This window comes from Paenibacillus sp. sgz302191, from assembly GCF_057749925.1.
On record NZ_JBYLHY010000012.1, the window covers coordinates 89,360 to 101,963 of the forward strand.

At 52.3% G+C, this 12,604-nt stretch carries 15 protein-coding genes; 13 read left to right on the top strand and 2 right to left on the bottom strand.

Annotation, left to right across the window (positions count from 1 at the left end; translation table 11 throughout):
* Positions 1-3: 3 nt before the first annotated feature.
* From araA to AC3G2T_RS18435, 5 genes are all read left to right on the top strand, one after another.
* On the top strand, positions 4-1,494 hold the full coding sequence (araA, locus tag AC3G2T_RS18415) for an L-arabinose isomerase (RefSeq protein WP_488436460.1): 1,491 nt from the start codon (positions 4-6) through the stop codon (positions 1,492-1,494).
* Between the two features lie 119 nt (positions 1,495-1,613).
* Complete coding sequence (locus AC3G2T_RS18420) at positions 1,614-2,618, top strand: aldose epimerase family protein (protein ID WP_488436461.1); 1,005 nt, start codon at positions 1,614-1,616, stop codon at positions 2,616-2,618.
* Positions 2,576-2,851 (top strand): hypothetical protein, encoded by a 276-nt coding sequence (locus AC3G2T_RS18425; RefSeq protein WP_488436462.1) that lies wholly within the window; start codon positions 2,576-2,578, stop codon positions 2,849-2,851. Before AC3G2T_RS18420 ends, AC3G2T_RS18425 begins: the two co-directional genes overlap by 43 nt.
* Positions 2,852-2,907: 56 nt before the next feature.
* Complete coding sequence (locus AC3G2T_RS18430) at positions 2,908-3,240, top strand: ASCH domain-containing protein (RefSeq protein WP_474685651.1); 333 nt, start codon at positions 2,908-2,910, stop codon at positions 3,238-3,240.
* Between the two features lie 34 nt (positions 3,241-3,274).
* Complete coding sequence (locus AC3G2T_RS18435; RefSeq protein ID WP_474685653.1) at positions 3,275-3,712, top strand: DUF2269 family protein; 438 nt, start codon at positions 3,275-3,277, stop codon at positions 3,710-3,712.
* Between the two features lie 51 nt (positions 3,713-3,763).
* Here AC3G2T_RS18435 and AC3G2T_RS18440 read toward each other — a convergent pair whose 3' ends face one another.
* Positions 3,764-4,276 (bottom strand): hypothetical protein, encoded by a 513-nt coding sequence (locus AC3G2T_RS18440; RefSeq protein WP_474685655.1) that lies wholly within the window; start codon positions 4,274-4,276, stop codon positions 3,764-3,766.
* A gap of 209 nt (positions 4,277-4,485) precedes the next feature.
* On the opposite strand from AC3G2T_RS18440, the gene AC3G2T_RS18445 reads away from it, so the two are divergent.
* The 4 genes from AC3G2T_RS18445 (at position 4,486) to AC3G2T_RS18460 (ending at position 7,721) form a co-directional block, all read left to right on the top strand.
* Positions 4,486-5,289: a hypothetical protein gene (locus AC3G2T_RS18445; RefSeq protein WP_474685657.1), complete on the top strand. Its 804-nt coding sequence runs from the start codon at positions 4,486-4,488 to the stop codon at positions 5,287-5,289.
* A 132-nt stretch (positions 5,290-5,421) separates the two neighbouring features.
* A complete protein-coding gene (locus AC3G2T_RS18450; protein WP_474685659.1) occupies positions 5,422-5,964 on the top strand; it encodes a GNAT family N-acetyltransferase in 543 nt (180 codons plus the stop codon).
* Positions 5,965-6,082: 118 nt separating this feature from the next.
* The gene (locus tag AC3G2T_RS18455; RefSeq protein ID WP_474685662.1) at positions 6,083-6,910 is read left to right on the top strand and encodes a metallophosphoesterase family protein; all 828 of its coding nucleotides are present in this window, start codon (positions 6,083-6,085) and stop codon (positions 6,908-6,910) included.
* 22 nt (positions 6,911-6,932) lie between these two features.
* Entirely contained in the window at positions 6,933-7,721 is a 789-nt protein-coding gene (locus AC3G2T_RS18460; protein ID WP_474685664.1) for a nucleotidyltransferase domain-containing protein, read from the top strand.
* A gap of 82 nt (positions 7,722-7,803) precedes the next feature.
* Here the strand turns inward: AC3G2T_RS18460 and AC3G2T_RS18465 are convergent, their stop codons facing one another.
* Entirely contained in the window at positions 7,804-8,361 is a 558-nt protein-coding gene (locus AC3G2T_RS18465) for a DJ-1/PfpI family protein (RefSeq protein WP_488436463.1), read from the bottom strand.
* Between the two features lie 196 nt (positions 8,362-8,557).
* Here AC3G2T_RS18465 and AC3G2T_RS18470 point away from each other — a divergent pair, with 196 nt between their 5' ends.
* From AC3G2T_RS18470 to AC3G2T_RS18485, 4 genes are all read left to right on the top strand, one after another.
* Positions 8,558-9,385 (top strand): sugar phosphate isomerase/epimerase family protein, encoded by an 828-nt coding sequence (locus tag AC3G2T_RS18470; RefSeq protein ID WP_488436464.1) that lies wholly within the window; start codon positions 8,558-8,560, stop codon positions 9,383-9,385.
* On the top strand, positions 9,382-9,804 hold the full coding sequence (locus AC3G2T_RS18475; RefSeq protein WP_474685671.1) for a DUF6157 family protein: 423 nt from the start codon (positions 9,382-9,384) through the stop codon (positions 9,802-9,804). Before AC3G2T_RS18470 ends, AC3G2T_RS18475 begins: the two co-directional genes overlap by 4 nt.
* A 604-nt stretch (positions 9,805-10,408) precedes the next feature.
* Positions 10,409-11,392 (top strand): polysaccharide deacetylase family protein, encoded by a 984-nt coding sequence (locus tag AC3G2T_RS18480; protein ID WP_488436465.1) that lies wholly within the window; start codon positions 10,409-10,411, stop codon positions 11,390-11,392.
* Between the two features lie 131 nt (positions 11,393-11,523).
* Complete coding sequence (locus AC3G2T_RS18485; RefSeq protein ID WP_488436466.1) at positions 11,524-12,456, top strand: manganese-dependent inorganic pyrophosphatase; 933 nt, start codon at positions 11,524-11,526, stop codon at positions 12,454-12,456.
* Positions 12,457-12,604 lie beyond the last annotated feature (148 nt).

Consider the following 12,604-nt stretch of genomic DNA (forward strand, 5'->3'; position numbering starts at 1 on the left):
ACTATGCTGCAAGTTTCGGAAAAAGTGTTCTGGTTTGTGACAGGCAGTCAACATTTGTACGGGCCGGAAACGTTAAAAGAAGTAGATGCTCATTCTCAACAAATTACTCAAGGCATCGATCAAAATCCTTCTATTCCTAACAAGCTCGTTTTCAAGCCTGTGCTGACGACTCCCGATGCGATCCGCAGACTTTGCATCGAAGCGAATTCGGACGATACATGCGCGGGGATCATTACCTGGATGCATACGTTTTCCCCGGCTAAAATGTGGATCGCGGGCCTAACGGAGCTGCGCAAACCGCTGCTTCACCTGCATACCCAATTTAACCGCGACATTCCTTGGGAAACGATCGACATGGACTTCATGAACCTGAACCAGGCGGCCCACGGCGACCGTGAGTACGGATTTATCGGCGCGCGGCTCGGCATTGCCCGCAAAGTCGTTGTCGGCTACTGGGAAGACCCGGCCGTCATCAGCCGGATTGCCGGATGGATGCGTACGGCTGCGGCTTTCATCGCAGGCCGCAACCTGAAAGTGGCCCGCTTCGGCGACAACATGCGTGAAGTAGCTGTAACCGAAGGCGACAAGGTGGAAGCGCAAATCAAGTTCGGCTGGTCGATTAACGGATATGGCGTCGGAGATCTCGTGCAGCGCGTCAATGACATTTCCGAGGCTGAAATCGATCGGCTGATGGATGAGTACAACGAGCTGTACGACATAACGCCGGAAGGCCGCTCCGCCGGACCTGTGCGCGACGCGATTCGCGAGCAGGCACGGATCGAGCTGGGGATGAAAGCATTTTTGCAAGAGGGCGGCTTCGGCGCGTTTACGACCAGCTTCGAAGACCTGCACGGTCTGAAGCAGCTGCCAGGACTTGCCGTACAGCGCCTGATGGAGCAGGGTTATGGCTTCGGCGGCGAGGGCGACTGGAAGACGTCCGCATTGACGCGCATTATGAAAATCATCGCCGACAACAAAGGCACTTCCTTCATGGAAGACTACACCTACCATATGGAACCGGGCAATGAGCTTGTGCTTGGCGCTCACATGCTGGAGATTTGTCCGACGATCGCGGATAATCGTCCTTCGATCCAAGTGCATCCGCTCGGCATCGGCGGCAAAGCCGATCCGGCGCGTCTCGTTTTTAACGGCAGAAGCGGAGCTGCGCTGAATGCCTCGATCATCGACATGGGCAACCGATTCCGCCTGCTGATCAACGAAGTGGACGCGGTGAATGTGACGAAATCGATGCCGAAGCTTCCTGTAGCCCGCGTGCTCTGGAAACCGCAGCCTTCGCTAAGCGAATCGGCGGAAGCATGGATTTACGCAGGCGGAGCGCATCATACCGTGTTCTCCTACACGGTAACGACCGAGCAGCTTGTGGATTGGGCGGAAATGGCCGGAATCGAGGTCGTAATCATCAACAAAAACACGTCACCTCTAACATTCCGCAACGAACTGCGCTGGAACGACATCGCGTGGAAGCATAAATAAGAACGAAAGCCCAGAGCTGCAGCCGCACTTTGGGCTTTTCTTCCACTTTAACATTGACTTGCACAATGAAATCGGTAAACTTATATTAGTTTGGAGTCAGTATTAGTCAGGAGGAGAATATGAATATCCAACCGCAAGCTTACGAAGGAACTTATCAAGGCGAACAGGCTATCTGGTTAAAAGCGGGACGTTACGAGGCGGCGGCGCTGCCGCAAATCGGAGCCAATCTGATTGCTTTTAGAGATACGGAAAAGCAGTACCGTTTTTTGCATGAGCCGGCTTTGGAGGAAATGGAAGCTTTTAAGGCAAGACCAGGCATTCACGGCATTCCGGTGCTGTTTCCGCCGAACCGCTACGAAGACGGCAAGTTTCCCTGGAATGGCAAAGTGTACGAGTTCCCGGTCAACGAAGCGGCGACAGGCAATCATTTGCACGGGTTCGTGCATTACATTCCATGGGAAGTCGAAAAATATGCGGCAGATCATAACGAAAGCCGCGTTACGCTGTTCTTAAAAGTCAGAGAAGGACATTTCGTATACCGTTATTTGCCTCATGAATTTACAATCCGGCTTACTTATACGCTGGGTGAAAACGGGCTTCATCAGCACGTTATGGTGCGCAACGACGGTAACGATGCGATGCCTTGCTTGCTCGCTTTTCATACGGCGATCAATGCGCCTTTTGCGCCGGACAGCAGCGCAGCGGACTACACGTTCAAGCTGACGATCGGCAAACGCTGGCAGTTGAACGAAAGAATGCTGCCTACCGGCGAATTCCAGGCCTTGACGGCCGAGGAAGAACGGATGAAGCAGGGCGGCCTATCGCCATTTTACGCGCCTATGGACAATCACTACACGACGGAAGCCCAAAATGGCAGTAACCGCATGGAATTGACGGATAACCGCGCTAACGTTAAGCTTGTTTATGATGTCGGCACGACCTACAAGCAGTGGATGATTTGGAACAACGGAGCGACGGAAGGCTTTTTCTGTCCAGAGCCGCAAATGAACCTTGTAAATGCACCTAATGTGAAGCTTCCTGCGGAGCAGATCGGACTCGTTTCGTTGCAGCCTGGCGAAATTTGGGAAGAATCGGGCCGCTTGTACTGCATCGGTACGGCATGACGGAGCCGGCGTTAACCCTGTACGACCGTCTTCGGACCGCGATGAGCCTGCTGCATGACGGAGCGGAGCTGGATGAGCCGATGAGACGTGCGCTGATCGAAGATATCCGGCAGTTGATGGATGAGCACACCAAGCTGAAACAAGAGGCTGCCAAACTGCGCAGCGGCAAGCGGACCCAGGCCGGGTCCATGGACAGCATGTCGACGAAATTGAAGGAAGCGCTGCGGGAATAGAAGCGAAGCGCGGCGCAGAAAGTAAGGAATAATCGATCAAAAAGGAGCAAACAGCAATGAACGAAACTTTACCGCCAAAAACATGCTCAGTCGACCGTCTGGTTACCAAAGAAGAGGAAGTCGCCAAAGTGTTGGCCGGAGAAAAAACAGCGTGCAGACGGAACGGACGCTATGCGGATATCGGCGAAGAGATGGAGCTGCAGGGGAAAACTTTTGTCGTGACGGGCGTATACCGGCAATCGCTCGGCGAGCTGACGGACACGGATGCGCAAGCGGAAGGGTATCCGACCGTCGATGCCTATAAAGAAAGCATTCTTTCCATTCACCCGGGGATGCCTTGGCTGCCGCATATGAAGGTTTGGGTACATGAATTTCAAGCCGCGCAATAACTTGCCGGATATCACTTGGATTGGATGATGGCTGATGTCCTGGTATGTGTTACTGTTATATGTACATATTTTCAGCGCCATTTTGAGCATCGGCCCTTACTTTGTACTGTTTCCGCTATTGGCAAAAATCGAAAAAGCGCCGTTTGAGAGGCTGGACGACTTTCTGGAGCCTTTCCGCATTACCGTTCGATTGACCAAGCATGCGGGTCATGCGCTTGTCGGCAGCGGCATTCTGCTGACCTGGATTACGTCCTGGACCTGGAATACGTCGTGGATCGTGATGACGGTGCTTATTATGGTAGCTTCCCTGTATTTTATAGCCCGGGCGTTCTCGCCGATCATCCGGCAGCTGAAAGCTCCGCACGAGAACCGGACCGCTCTGGTATCCAAGCTGCGGCGGTCGCTGATCGTGTACGTCATCATTACTTTAACGATGATGTGGTTTATGGTCGCCAAACCGGCGCTCTGGTAAACAAAAGAAACCCGCATTTCTGCATTCGGCAGAGGTGCGGGTTTTTGTTTTTCAAGCGGATTCGCTTTGCGATTCAGTCGAGAATTTAAGTTTGCTCCACAATGTAACGAATAGTGGGTGAGCGCTTGCGTACTGCACGATCCGGTCCGAAATGCCTAGCGTAAGGAAAAGGCCGCTTAGCGAAACTAGCGTAAAAACCGGCGAAATCCAGGGATTGGACGGATGGCTGAAAAAAGGAATCAAGCTGATCGCGATAATCGGTGGTGCGTTAAGCTTGAAAAACAAAATCATCCTCATCACCAGCAGAGCGGCAATGAATATCGTTACGGGGCCGTCGTAAATTTCGTACATCCCGACGCCGATTGCGGAGGCGGCTGTGGCGCCTGCGAGCATGGAGAGCGCCTCTTTGCGCGTGAGCTTGCGCGAAGAAAACAAGAAGCTGAATGCGCCCAGCGTAGGATAGAAGAGCATATGCAGGATGGAAAATTTCGCGGAGATCAAATAAACCGCCATTAAAAAAAGACTGCTGATTACGATTTTGACATTCAAGTTCATGCTGTTCATGCCGAGCGTTCACATACTTTCTATTTATGTAAGGAGTTCCATTCATGATCTTACACTATTTTATGCAAATGCGGCAATACCGGATTGAGCCGCTTGCGATATGCGCGCTGTCAACTACTAAAGATTGACAGCGGCTTTGCAAATCCTTATAATGATTATCATTATCATTAACCTGGCATCTAATGCAACCGGATGCAAAGGGAGGAACTATGCAGGCTGCACAATTGGACTTATATAAGCTGACACAGCGTTTTCATTTTCATGTAACAGATGCGGAGCAAGAAGTACTGTCCTTCCAATCAGACGAGCTTGCGCAAAAAGAGTCTATGGAACGGCTGATGCAAACATATGCGCCGCTCATTCAGGCGCTGGAGCCGGCTGCTGCCGCAACGTATACCGGCGGTGCGCTGCGGTACTTGATTTTTGCCCAGCAATCGGCCATTTCAATTTGCAATCAATCTCTGGATTTGTCTCCCGGCAACTTGCAAATTCAGCTTTTGTACAAAAACGGCTATCATTTCTTCGGTTTCCGACTGAAACAATGGGTCGTACAAGACGGACCCGTGAACCTTGAAGAACGCCACATCTGGAGAAAAGAAGTGCTGACCGCTTTGTACGGAACGACGCTGAGACCGATTATGGAGCAAATGGCGGATACGGTTTCCGTCCCTATCGCACAGTTATGGGGTCAACTGTCGAACGGGCGCGCTTACTTTTTGGACCATATGTTGAGCGAAGTGGAAGATAGCTCGATTCGGGAACGCGTGCACGAAGATCTCGAATTTTTGCAAAAAGGTTTGGAGCCCGCCGTATTCGGACGCAAGCGCAATCCGTTTAATGTGACCGACAAGATGGTCGAGCATTCGACGGATCCGCAAAAGCAGATGCCGCTTAAAACCGCGTGTTGTTTGTATTACCGCACAGGGAAAGAAATTTATTGCTATACGTGCCCGAAGTTGAGCAAGGAGCAGCGTGCGGCCAGATTGGCGGAAATAAGAAGCGCAGCCCAGTAAAAAACGATGAAGAGGACAGCAGCCATTCGAGAAGGCCGGGCTGTCTTTTTTTGATTGCTGAAATGGCGCTCGTACCATATTATGGTAATAGGGTGCAGTCCAAGAAAATTAAAGTAAGGGAGGAGCGTCTTGATGTTTAGTTATAAAGTAGCGGAAGATACCGAGCTGAAAATACTGGAAATGAGATATGCGGACGATCTGTATGCACTGCTTGACCGAAATCGGGCTTACCTGGGCAAATGGCTGCCTTGGGTAAAGGAGACGGATAATCCCGAGCCTATCAAACAATTTATTTCTCAAGCTTTGCAGCAGTTTGCCGAAAACAACGGCTTCCATTGCGGGATTTTTTACAAGGGTACAATCGCGGGATGTATCGGGCTAAATAAAATCGATTGGAAAAACAGGCATACTTCCATCGGTTATTGGCTAGGCGGAGAATATCAGGGTCGCGGCATTATGACGAGAGCATGCTCGTCGCTGGTTGACTATGCTTTGCGCGAATTGCAATTGAACCGCGTCGAGATCAGGGCGGGAGTGATGAATGATAAAAGCAGAGCCATTCCGGAGAGGCTCGGTTTTATGTGCGAAGGCACCATCCGGCAGGCGGAGCTGATCGAGGATCGTTACATCGACCATGCAGTCTATGGCATGCTGGCGGCTGATTGGAAGAAATAACCTGCGGATTCGTTGCGGTACGCCCGTGGGATTTTTGAATTTTTCTTCGAGCCTGCTGACGGCTAATTGCATTATAATAGAAAAAGAAAGAGCTTCTGGACTGAAAGGCAGGTAGGACATGATGAAGCGCTTCGATCTTATTTCTGATATTCATCTGGACTTTTGGATCAAAGAGACCGGAAGCGTCTGGAAATTGCGGAATGCGATTAAGAAACTGGTCCTGCAGCTCCTTCCTGAAACGTGTTCCAACACGTTGGTTATCGCAGGCGACCTCGGTCACAGCAACAAACAGAACTACATTTTTTTGAAGCTCATGAAAGAGCATTATCCGAACATTGCGCTCGTTATGGGAAATCACGATTATTATTTGGAAAAGGCGATGCTGGCAAGCAGCGGGCGCTACGACTCCATGGATCGGGCAAATGAAATGATGCTGCTCGCAAGCCAACTGCCCGGTGTAGTATATTTGGACGGCCAAATTGTTGAGCTGGACGGAATTGCGTTTGGCGGCTGCGGGATGTGGTACGATTTGCAGTATGGCATGCAGATTTTGCAGGCGGATTCCAACCGGTTGTTTATCGAATGGCAGTCCGTTTCCAACGACTATGCGCTCATTCGCGGCAAGCCGCGCCATACGCTCGACATGTTCGAGAGGGAAAAAGCGAAGCTGGACGAGGTCGTAGCGGGCGCGCAGGTCGTCGTCACCCACATATCACCCGATTGGAGCCGGGTGCCCGATGGCAGGGAGCTTGATTTGTCGACAAGCTTTTATTATTTCGACGGCGCTCCTTACTTCGACCGGATTGCCGATAAAACGTGGTGTTTTGGCCACATTCACCGGAGAATGGATTATGTGCTGCATCAATGCAGGTTCGTCAATGCTTCGCTGGGTTACCCGAGGGACAATCCGATAGCTCCGAAAAAAATCGTTCAAGTTTCGATTTAACAGAGAAAATGGGGGGCGGGCCGTGAAAGAGCACCATCAGAGGTCGATCAACAATTTCGTTCGTTTCTTGCAGCAGGACACGAACTTTCGCGCGATTATTATTGCGGGTTCCGTAGCAAAAGGAATCGCGAGGGACGATTCGGATATCGACGCGTATCTGGTCGTTACCGACAAAGAGTTCGAGCGCAGGAGCGCTGAGCAGAACTTGTCTTATTTTAATCAGGATGTATGCGATTACCCCGGCGGCTACATCGACGGCAAAATCATTTGTTACGATTTTCTGGTCAAAGCTGCGGAGAAAGGCAGCGAGCCGACCCGGGCGTCTTTTCAGGGGGCTTATGCGGCGTATTCGACAATTCCCGATCTTCAGCAACTGCTGGACCGGATTCCGGTTTTTCCGGAAGAGCGCCGTGAGGCGAATTTGAAAGATTTTTACGCACAGCTGCTGCTTTACGGCAACTATTTTGCTGTGAAAGCCTGGGAGCAGGACAATGCGTATTTGTTGACGCAATCGCTCAGCCAGGTGGCGCTTTCGGCGGGGCGAATTGTACTCGCTTACAATCGGCAGCTGTTTCCGTGCCACAAATCACTCATGCGGGCGGTCGAGGCGGCGGAGACGAAGCCGGAGCAGTTTGTGCAGAAGACGAACGATTTGCTCAAGGAGCCGACCCGGGGAAAATTGAAGGCGTATTTGGACATGATGTCGGTGTTTTACGACTGCGGAATCAGTATGTCGCAGGCGGTCAGCATGTTCGTGCAAAACAATGAATGGAACTGGCTGGAGCCGGCTACGCCGTTAATGGACAGGTAAGGGATTTGCGGGGAGGCGACGTCTGAACGCTGCTGCCCGGCAAAGGGGCCGCCGATCGGCAGCCCGCCGTTTGTGCCTTAGCTTAGGAGAGCAGCTTCAGAAACTCGCGCATAAAGCCGGGCAAATCCGGCCAGGCATGACCGCTGACCAGCTTGCCGTCCACGTGAAGCGGGTTTTCCGCATATTTGGCACCAAGCTGCTCTACGTCCAGGCGGCAGGCGGTATATGCGGCGATGGTACGGCCTTCGAAAAGGCTGTTGTCCTTTAAAGCCGTAAATATTTGGGCGGCATGGCAGATGGCGCCGATCGGCTTGTCAGCTTCAAAAAAATGACGCAAAATCCGCGGCACGTTTTCATCGGAGCGAATGTACTCCGGAGCTCGTCCGCCCGGAATGATCAGGCCGTCGTATTCAGCAGGTTCCACGTCTGTGAAGGCGATATGGGAAGGCAGCAGGTGTCCGGGCTTCTCGGTGTACGTTTCCCAGCCTTCTACGAAATCGTGGACGACGGTGCGCAGAACTTTTTTTGCAGGCGATGCGATAACGGCATCATAGCCGGCTTCTTGAAGACGAAAAAAAGGATAATAAACTTCCAGCACTTCAGCGGCGTCGCCGGTTAAAATTAAAATTTTGTTCGACATCCTATCACTCCTTGGAAAAAAGATGGGAATCCACTTTCATTATGAACAAACGGCTTCCCGCTGTAAATGGGGAGAATTTGACGGTTATTGTCGAATGCCCATCAGGTTTAAATATCCGACGGACAAGGCAGAAGGAATTTTTGGATAAATGTGGAATATTTTTTTGTGCAGCATTATTTTGAGATGAGGAGCGTGGATGATGTTTGAAAATAAGCTTTCGATAAGCACTTGGAGTCTGCATCGCTGTTTGGGGCCTTTGCGCTGGACGGTTTGGGACGATGCGCTGAAACAGCCGGCCGTTGCGGAGCAGAGCCAGCCGACCGAATGGGAGCTGCTCGATCTACCCAAGGAACTGGCCGCCCGCGGATTCCGGTTCGTGGAAATTTGCCATTTCCATTTTCCTACCAGGGAAAGGGACTATTTAGAGCGGCTGAAGGCGGCTTTGGCCGCAGCGGACGTTAAATTCCATACTTTGCTCGTGGACTACGGCGATATTTCATCGCCGGATGCCGCTCGTAGAGAGGCGGACATCGCTTATTTGCAGCAATGGATCGATGCGGCTTCCACGGCGGGCGCTGCTGCCATCCGCATCGTCGCTGGCGAACAGCCTCCCGGCGACAGTGAAGCTCACGCCCGAAGCGCAGAGGGCTTGCGGATTTTGCAAGCGTATGCCGCTGCCCGGGGTATCGCCGTCGTAACGGAAAATTTCCGGGAGCTGACCTCCACGGTTGATAGCTGGTCCCAACTGATGACGGATTTAGGCAGCGGATTTACGACAATCGTCGATTTCGGAAATTTGGCCGCCGAGGAGAAAGAACGCGGAATTGCCTACGGCGCGCCCATCGCTCACTCGATTCACGCCAAGCCGGTTTATGGCCCGGGCGGGGAACTGGACCGGGAAGAGTTCGGCCGTATGCTGGCGATTTTGCGGGAAAAGAACTGCAGCGCTCCCATTTCCATCATTTTTGATCGGGAAGGCAACATGTGGGACGGAATCGAGCAGGTGAAGGCCGAACTGATATGAGCTACCTCGATACGTTTGTTTTGGTTTCACCCGACAGCGCCGCCGAACACAGCGAAATTCCTGTAAGCGCCAAGGAAAACAAACCGATTCACGTCATTCAATACGAGCTTCTTTCGCAGCATCCGTACGAATACACCCAAAACGATTTGATTTTTGAAATTCATATCCGCCACAAAAACATTTCGCCGGAGCAGTTGGAAGCCCGGGGCGACGAAATTCGCGCGGAATTGTTTCAAAAGCCGCATCCCTGCCTGCGGACGTCCACTTTGGCCAAAAAATACGGTTGGGGAATCCATTACAACAGAGAGGGAAAAATCGCCCTCCATGCAATGGAATCCGAAGCGTATCAAAAGTTCGCCGAAGCTTCGGACGGCAAGACTCAACTCGTCAATGCGATGCGGAACGCACGGACCAAATAGAGCCTAAACCACAAGCCTCCATCTGTTGGAGGCTTTTCTGCGGTATTGCCCAAACACCACAGCCATCGGGGGGGGGCGGGCGAGCCGCCGGAGATGGCTCGTGCTGGCCGGAACGGCTTGGCAGCTGGGGGAACTGCATGCGGCTGGCAAAACCTGCGAAAGTGCAGGCTTTTTCTTCGTAAGCGGCCCGTTTTAGGGGAAAGCCTGCAAAAGTGCAGGAATTTCCGCTTACGGTGGGTTTGAGCAAGGTTTTACGCGGAAAAGCCTGCACAATTGCAGGCTTTTCGCGCGGCGCGTCAGCGGAGGCGCTTGGGTTATTGCGCGCCGCGTCAGCGGAGGCGCTTGGGTTATTGCGCGCCGCGTCAGCGGAGGCGCTTGAGTTATTGCGCGCCGCGTCAGCGGGGGCGCTTGAGTTTTTACGCGCCGCGTCAGCGGAGGCGCTTGAGTTTTTACGCGCCGCGTCAGCGGAGGCGCTTGAGATTTGCCCGCCGCGCCAGCCAAGGCGCTTGCGTTTTGGTGGCCGCCGCGTGCGGGTCGGGACATATTTTCATAGTTCTGTGGATAGGATTAAACATAACAAATGGTACTATCCCGGAGGAGTCCTATGAAGAAAACCTACGCGGCAGCAATTGCTGCAATCATCGTTATCGCCGTGATCGGCCTCTATCGGCTGATTGAGCCCGGACGCTCGCATACGGACGGAACTGCTGCCGATGCACCCCAGTTGCAGGCACCTCCGATTGCGGACGAGCAGCCCCGGCAGGAAAGCGCCTCAACGATAGTTGAGGCGGGCTGGAACGAGCCGGCGCCGAGTGAGACGCCGGCCGTACTCGCGGCCAGCCCTGCTCCGGCGTCCGTCGCGGCAAGCGTGTACTCGGTACAGAGCGCGGCCGCCGCCACGGAACGGGCGGAAAGCGATTCACGCCCTGTGTCCATTCCCGTGCTGAATTATCACAGCATCGGCGACGAACCCGGCAATTCGCTGGTGCTTCCCCAGAAGGAGCTGGCTTTGCAAATGGAATACTTGCATGAGCACGGTTTTACGCCGCTTAGCCTTGCGGATTTTATGCTCATCCTCGAAAAGAAAAAAGCTGCGCCCGCGAAGCCGGTTCTGCTTACTTTTGACGACGGCTACGCCGATAATTATACGCTGGCGATGCCTGTGCTGGAGCGTTACGGTTTTCCGGCTACGCTGTTTATGTCGCCGGGCGCCGTTTCCCAGGACGGCTATCTGAACTGGGAGCAGGCCAAAGCGATGCAGGCCGCAGGCTGGGACATTCAGCCTCACAGCATGACGCACCCGCATCTGCCGAGGCTTTCCGCCGAAAAGCAAAAAGAAGAGATTGTGGAAGCGGGCAGGCTTATTGAGGAGCACCTCGGGGTCAAGCCTGTCGTGTTCTGCTATCCGTATGGAGAATTCAACAAGCAGACGCTGCAAATTTTGAAAGATTCGGGGTACCGTTATGCGTTTACGATCAAGCAGGGGCGCACGACGCCGGATCAGGACCCTTTTCAGCTCAAACGCATTTATGTGGACAGCGAAAACAGTATGAAGATATGGATTAGAAGGCTCGGCAAGCAGCAGTAACTCATAAGCCTATGCCGTTAAAAGCGAGTGGAAAATACGGAATAGCTTGTACGTAACATGCGATCCGGCTATAATCTATGTAGAGATAACGATTCTCACCCTAAAAACAAAAACGATTAAGGAGCATTAGAATGGAAAAAATTCTTATTTTCGGCCACAAAAATCCGGACACGGATACGATTTGTTCGGCTATCGCTTACGCGGATCTGAAAACGAAATTAGGCCAACAAGTCGAAGCTGTGCGCCTGGGCAGCATTAACGGCGAAACCCAATTTGCGCTCGATACGTTCAAGGCTGAAGCGCCGCGTTTGGTGGAAACGGTTGCGAACGAAACGAAAACCGTCATTTTGGTGGATCACAATGAGCGGCAGCAAAGCGTTTCGGACATCGATCAAGTTCGCGTGGCCGAAGTTATCGACCATCACCGCATCGCCAACTTCGAAACAAGCGGTCCGCTGTACTACCGCGCCGAGCCGGTAGGATGCACAGCGACGATTTTAAATAAAATGTACAAAGAAAATGGCATCACCATCGACAAAAATATCGCCGGTCTTATGCTGTCCGCGATTATTTCGGACTCGCTGCTTTTCAAATCGCCGACTTGCACGCCAGAAGACGTGGCCGCAGCCAAAGAACTGGCTGAAATCGCCGGTGTAAACGCCGAGGCTTACGGTCTTGACATGCTGAAAGCCGGAGCAGACCTGAGCGACAAAACGATCGCTCAATTGATTTCGCTCGACGCCAAAGAGTTCCAAATGGGCAGCTACAAAGTGGAAATCGCCCAAGTCAACGCCGTGGATACGAACGACGTTCTGTCCCGCCAAGCGGAGCTTGAGGACGCTTTGAACGGTATTATCGCGGAAAAAGGCCTGGACTTATTCCTGTTTGTCGTCACTGATATTTTGAAGAACGATTCCATCGGTTTGGCGCTGGGTCGTTCCGTGCAAGCCGTCGAGCAGGCATATAACGTGAAATTGGTCGATAACAAAGCGACTTTGAAAGGCGTTGTATCCCGCAAATCGCAAATCGTTCCGCAATTGACCGATATTTTCAACAAGCTGTAAGCATAGCGCATATAGTGATATCCCAAGCCTGTCGTCCCTAAGGATGGCGGGCTTTTTGCGCTTCGCATTTTCATTGAAGTTTATCTTAATCTTCATTTGCAGGCTTTTTTCGGAATGAATTTGCCGCCGGACAACCATACTAATCAAA

Coding starts and splice junctions, on each gene's coding strand:
- araA (WP_488436460.1), top strand. CDS start 4: ATGCTGCAAGTTTCGGAAAAAGTGTTCTGGTTTGTGACAGGCAGTCAA.
- AC3G2T_RS18420 (WP_488436461.1), top strand. CDS start 1,614: ATGAATATCCAACCGCAAGCTTACGAAGGAACTTATCAAGGCGAACAG.
- AC3G2T_RS18430 (WP_474685651.1), top strand. CDS start 2,908: ATGAACGAAACTTTACCGCCAAAAACATGCTCAGTCGACCGTCTGGTT.
- AC3G2T_RS18435 (WP_474685653.1), top strand. CDS start 3,275: ATGTCCTGGTATGTGTTACTGTTATATGTACATATTTTCAGCGCCATT.
- AC3G2T_RS18440 (WP_474685655.1), bottom strand. CDS start 4,276: ATGAACAGCATGAACTTGAATGTCAAAATCGTAATCAGCAGTCTTTTT.
- AC3G2T_RS18445 (WP_474685657.1), top strand. CDS start 4,486: ATGCAGGCTGCACAATTGGACTTATATAAGCTGACACAGCGTTTTCAT.
- AC3G2T_RS18450 (WP_474685659.1), top strand. CDS start 5,422: ATGTTTAGTTATAAAGTAGCGGAAGATACCGAGCTGAAAATACTGGAA.
- AC3G2T_RS18455 (WP_474685662.1), top strand. CDS start 6,083: ATGATGAAGCGCTTCGATCTTATTTCTGATATTCATCTGGACTTTTGG.
- AC3G2T_RS18465 (WP_488436463.1), bottom strand. CDS start 8,361: ATGTCGAACAAAATTTTAATTTTAACCGGCGACGCCGCTGAAGTGCTG.
- AC3G2T_RS18470 (WP_488436464.1), top strand. CDS start 8,558: ATGATGTTTGAAAATAAGCTTTCGATAAGCACTTGGAGTCTGCATCGC.
- AC3G2T_RS18475 (WP_474685671.1), top strand. CDS start 9,382: ATGAGCTACCTCGATACGTTTGTTTTGGTTTCACCCGACAGCGCCGCC.
- AC3G2T_RS18480 (WP_488436465.1), top strand. CDS start 10,409: ATGAAGAAAACCTACGCGGCAGCAATTGCTGCAATCATCGTTATCGCC.
- AC3G2T_RS18485 (WP_488436466.1), top strand. CDS start 11,524: ATGGAAAAAATTCTTATTTTCGGCCACAAAAATCCGGACACGGATACG.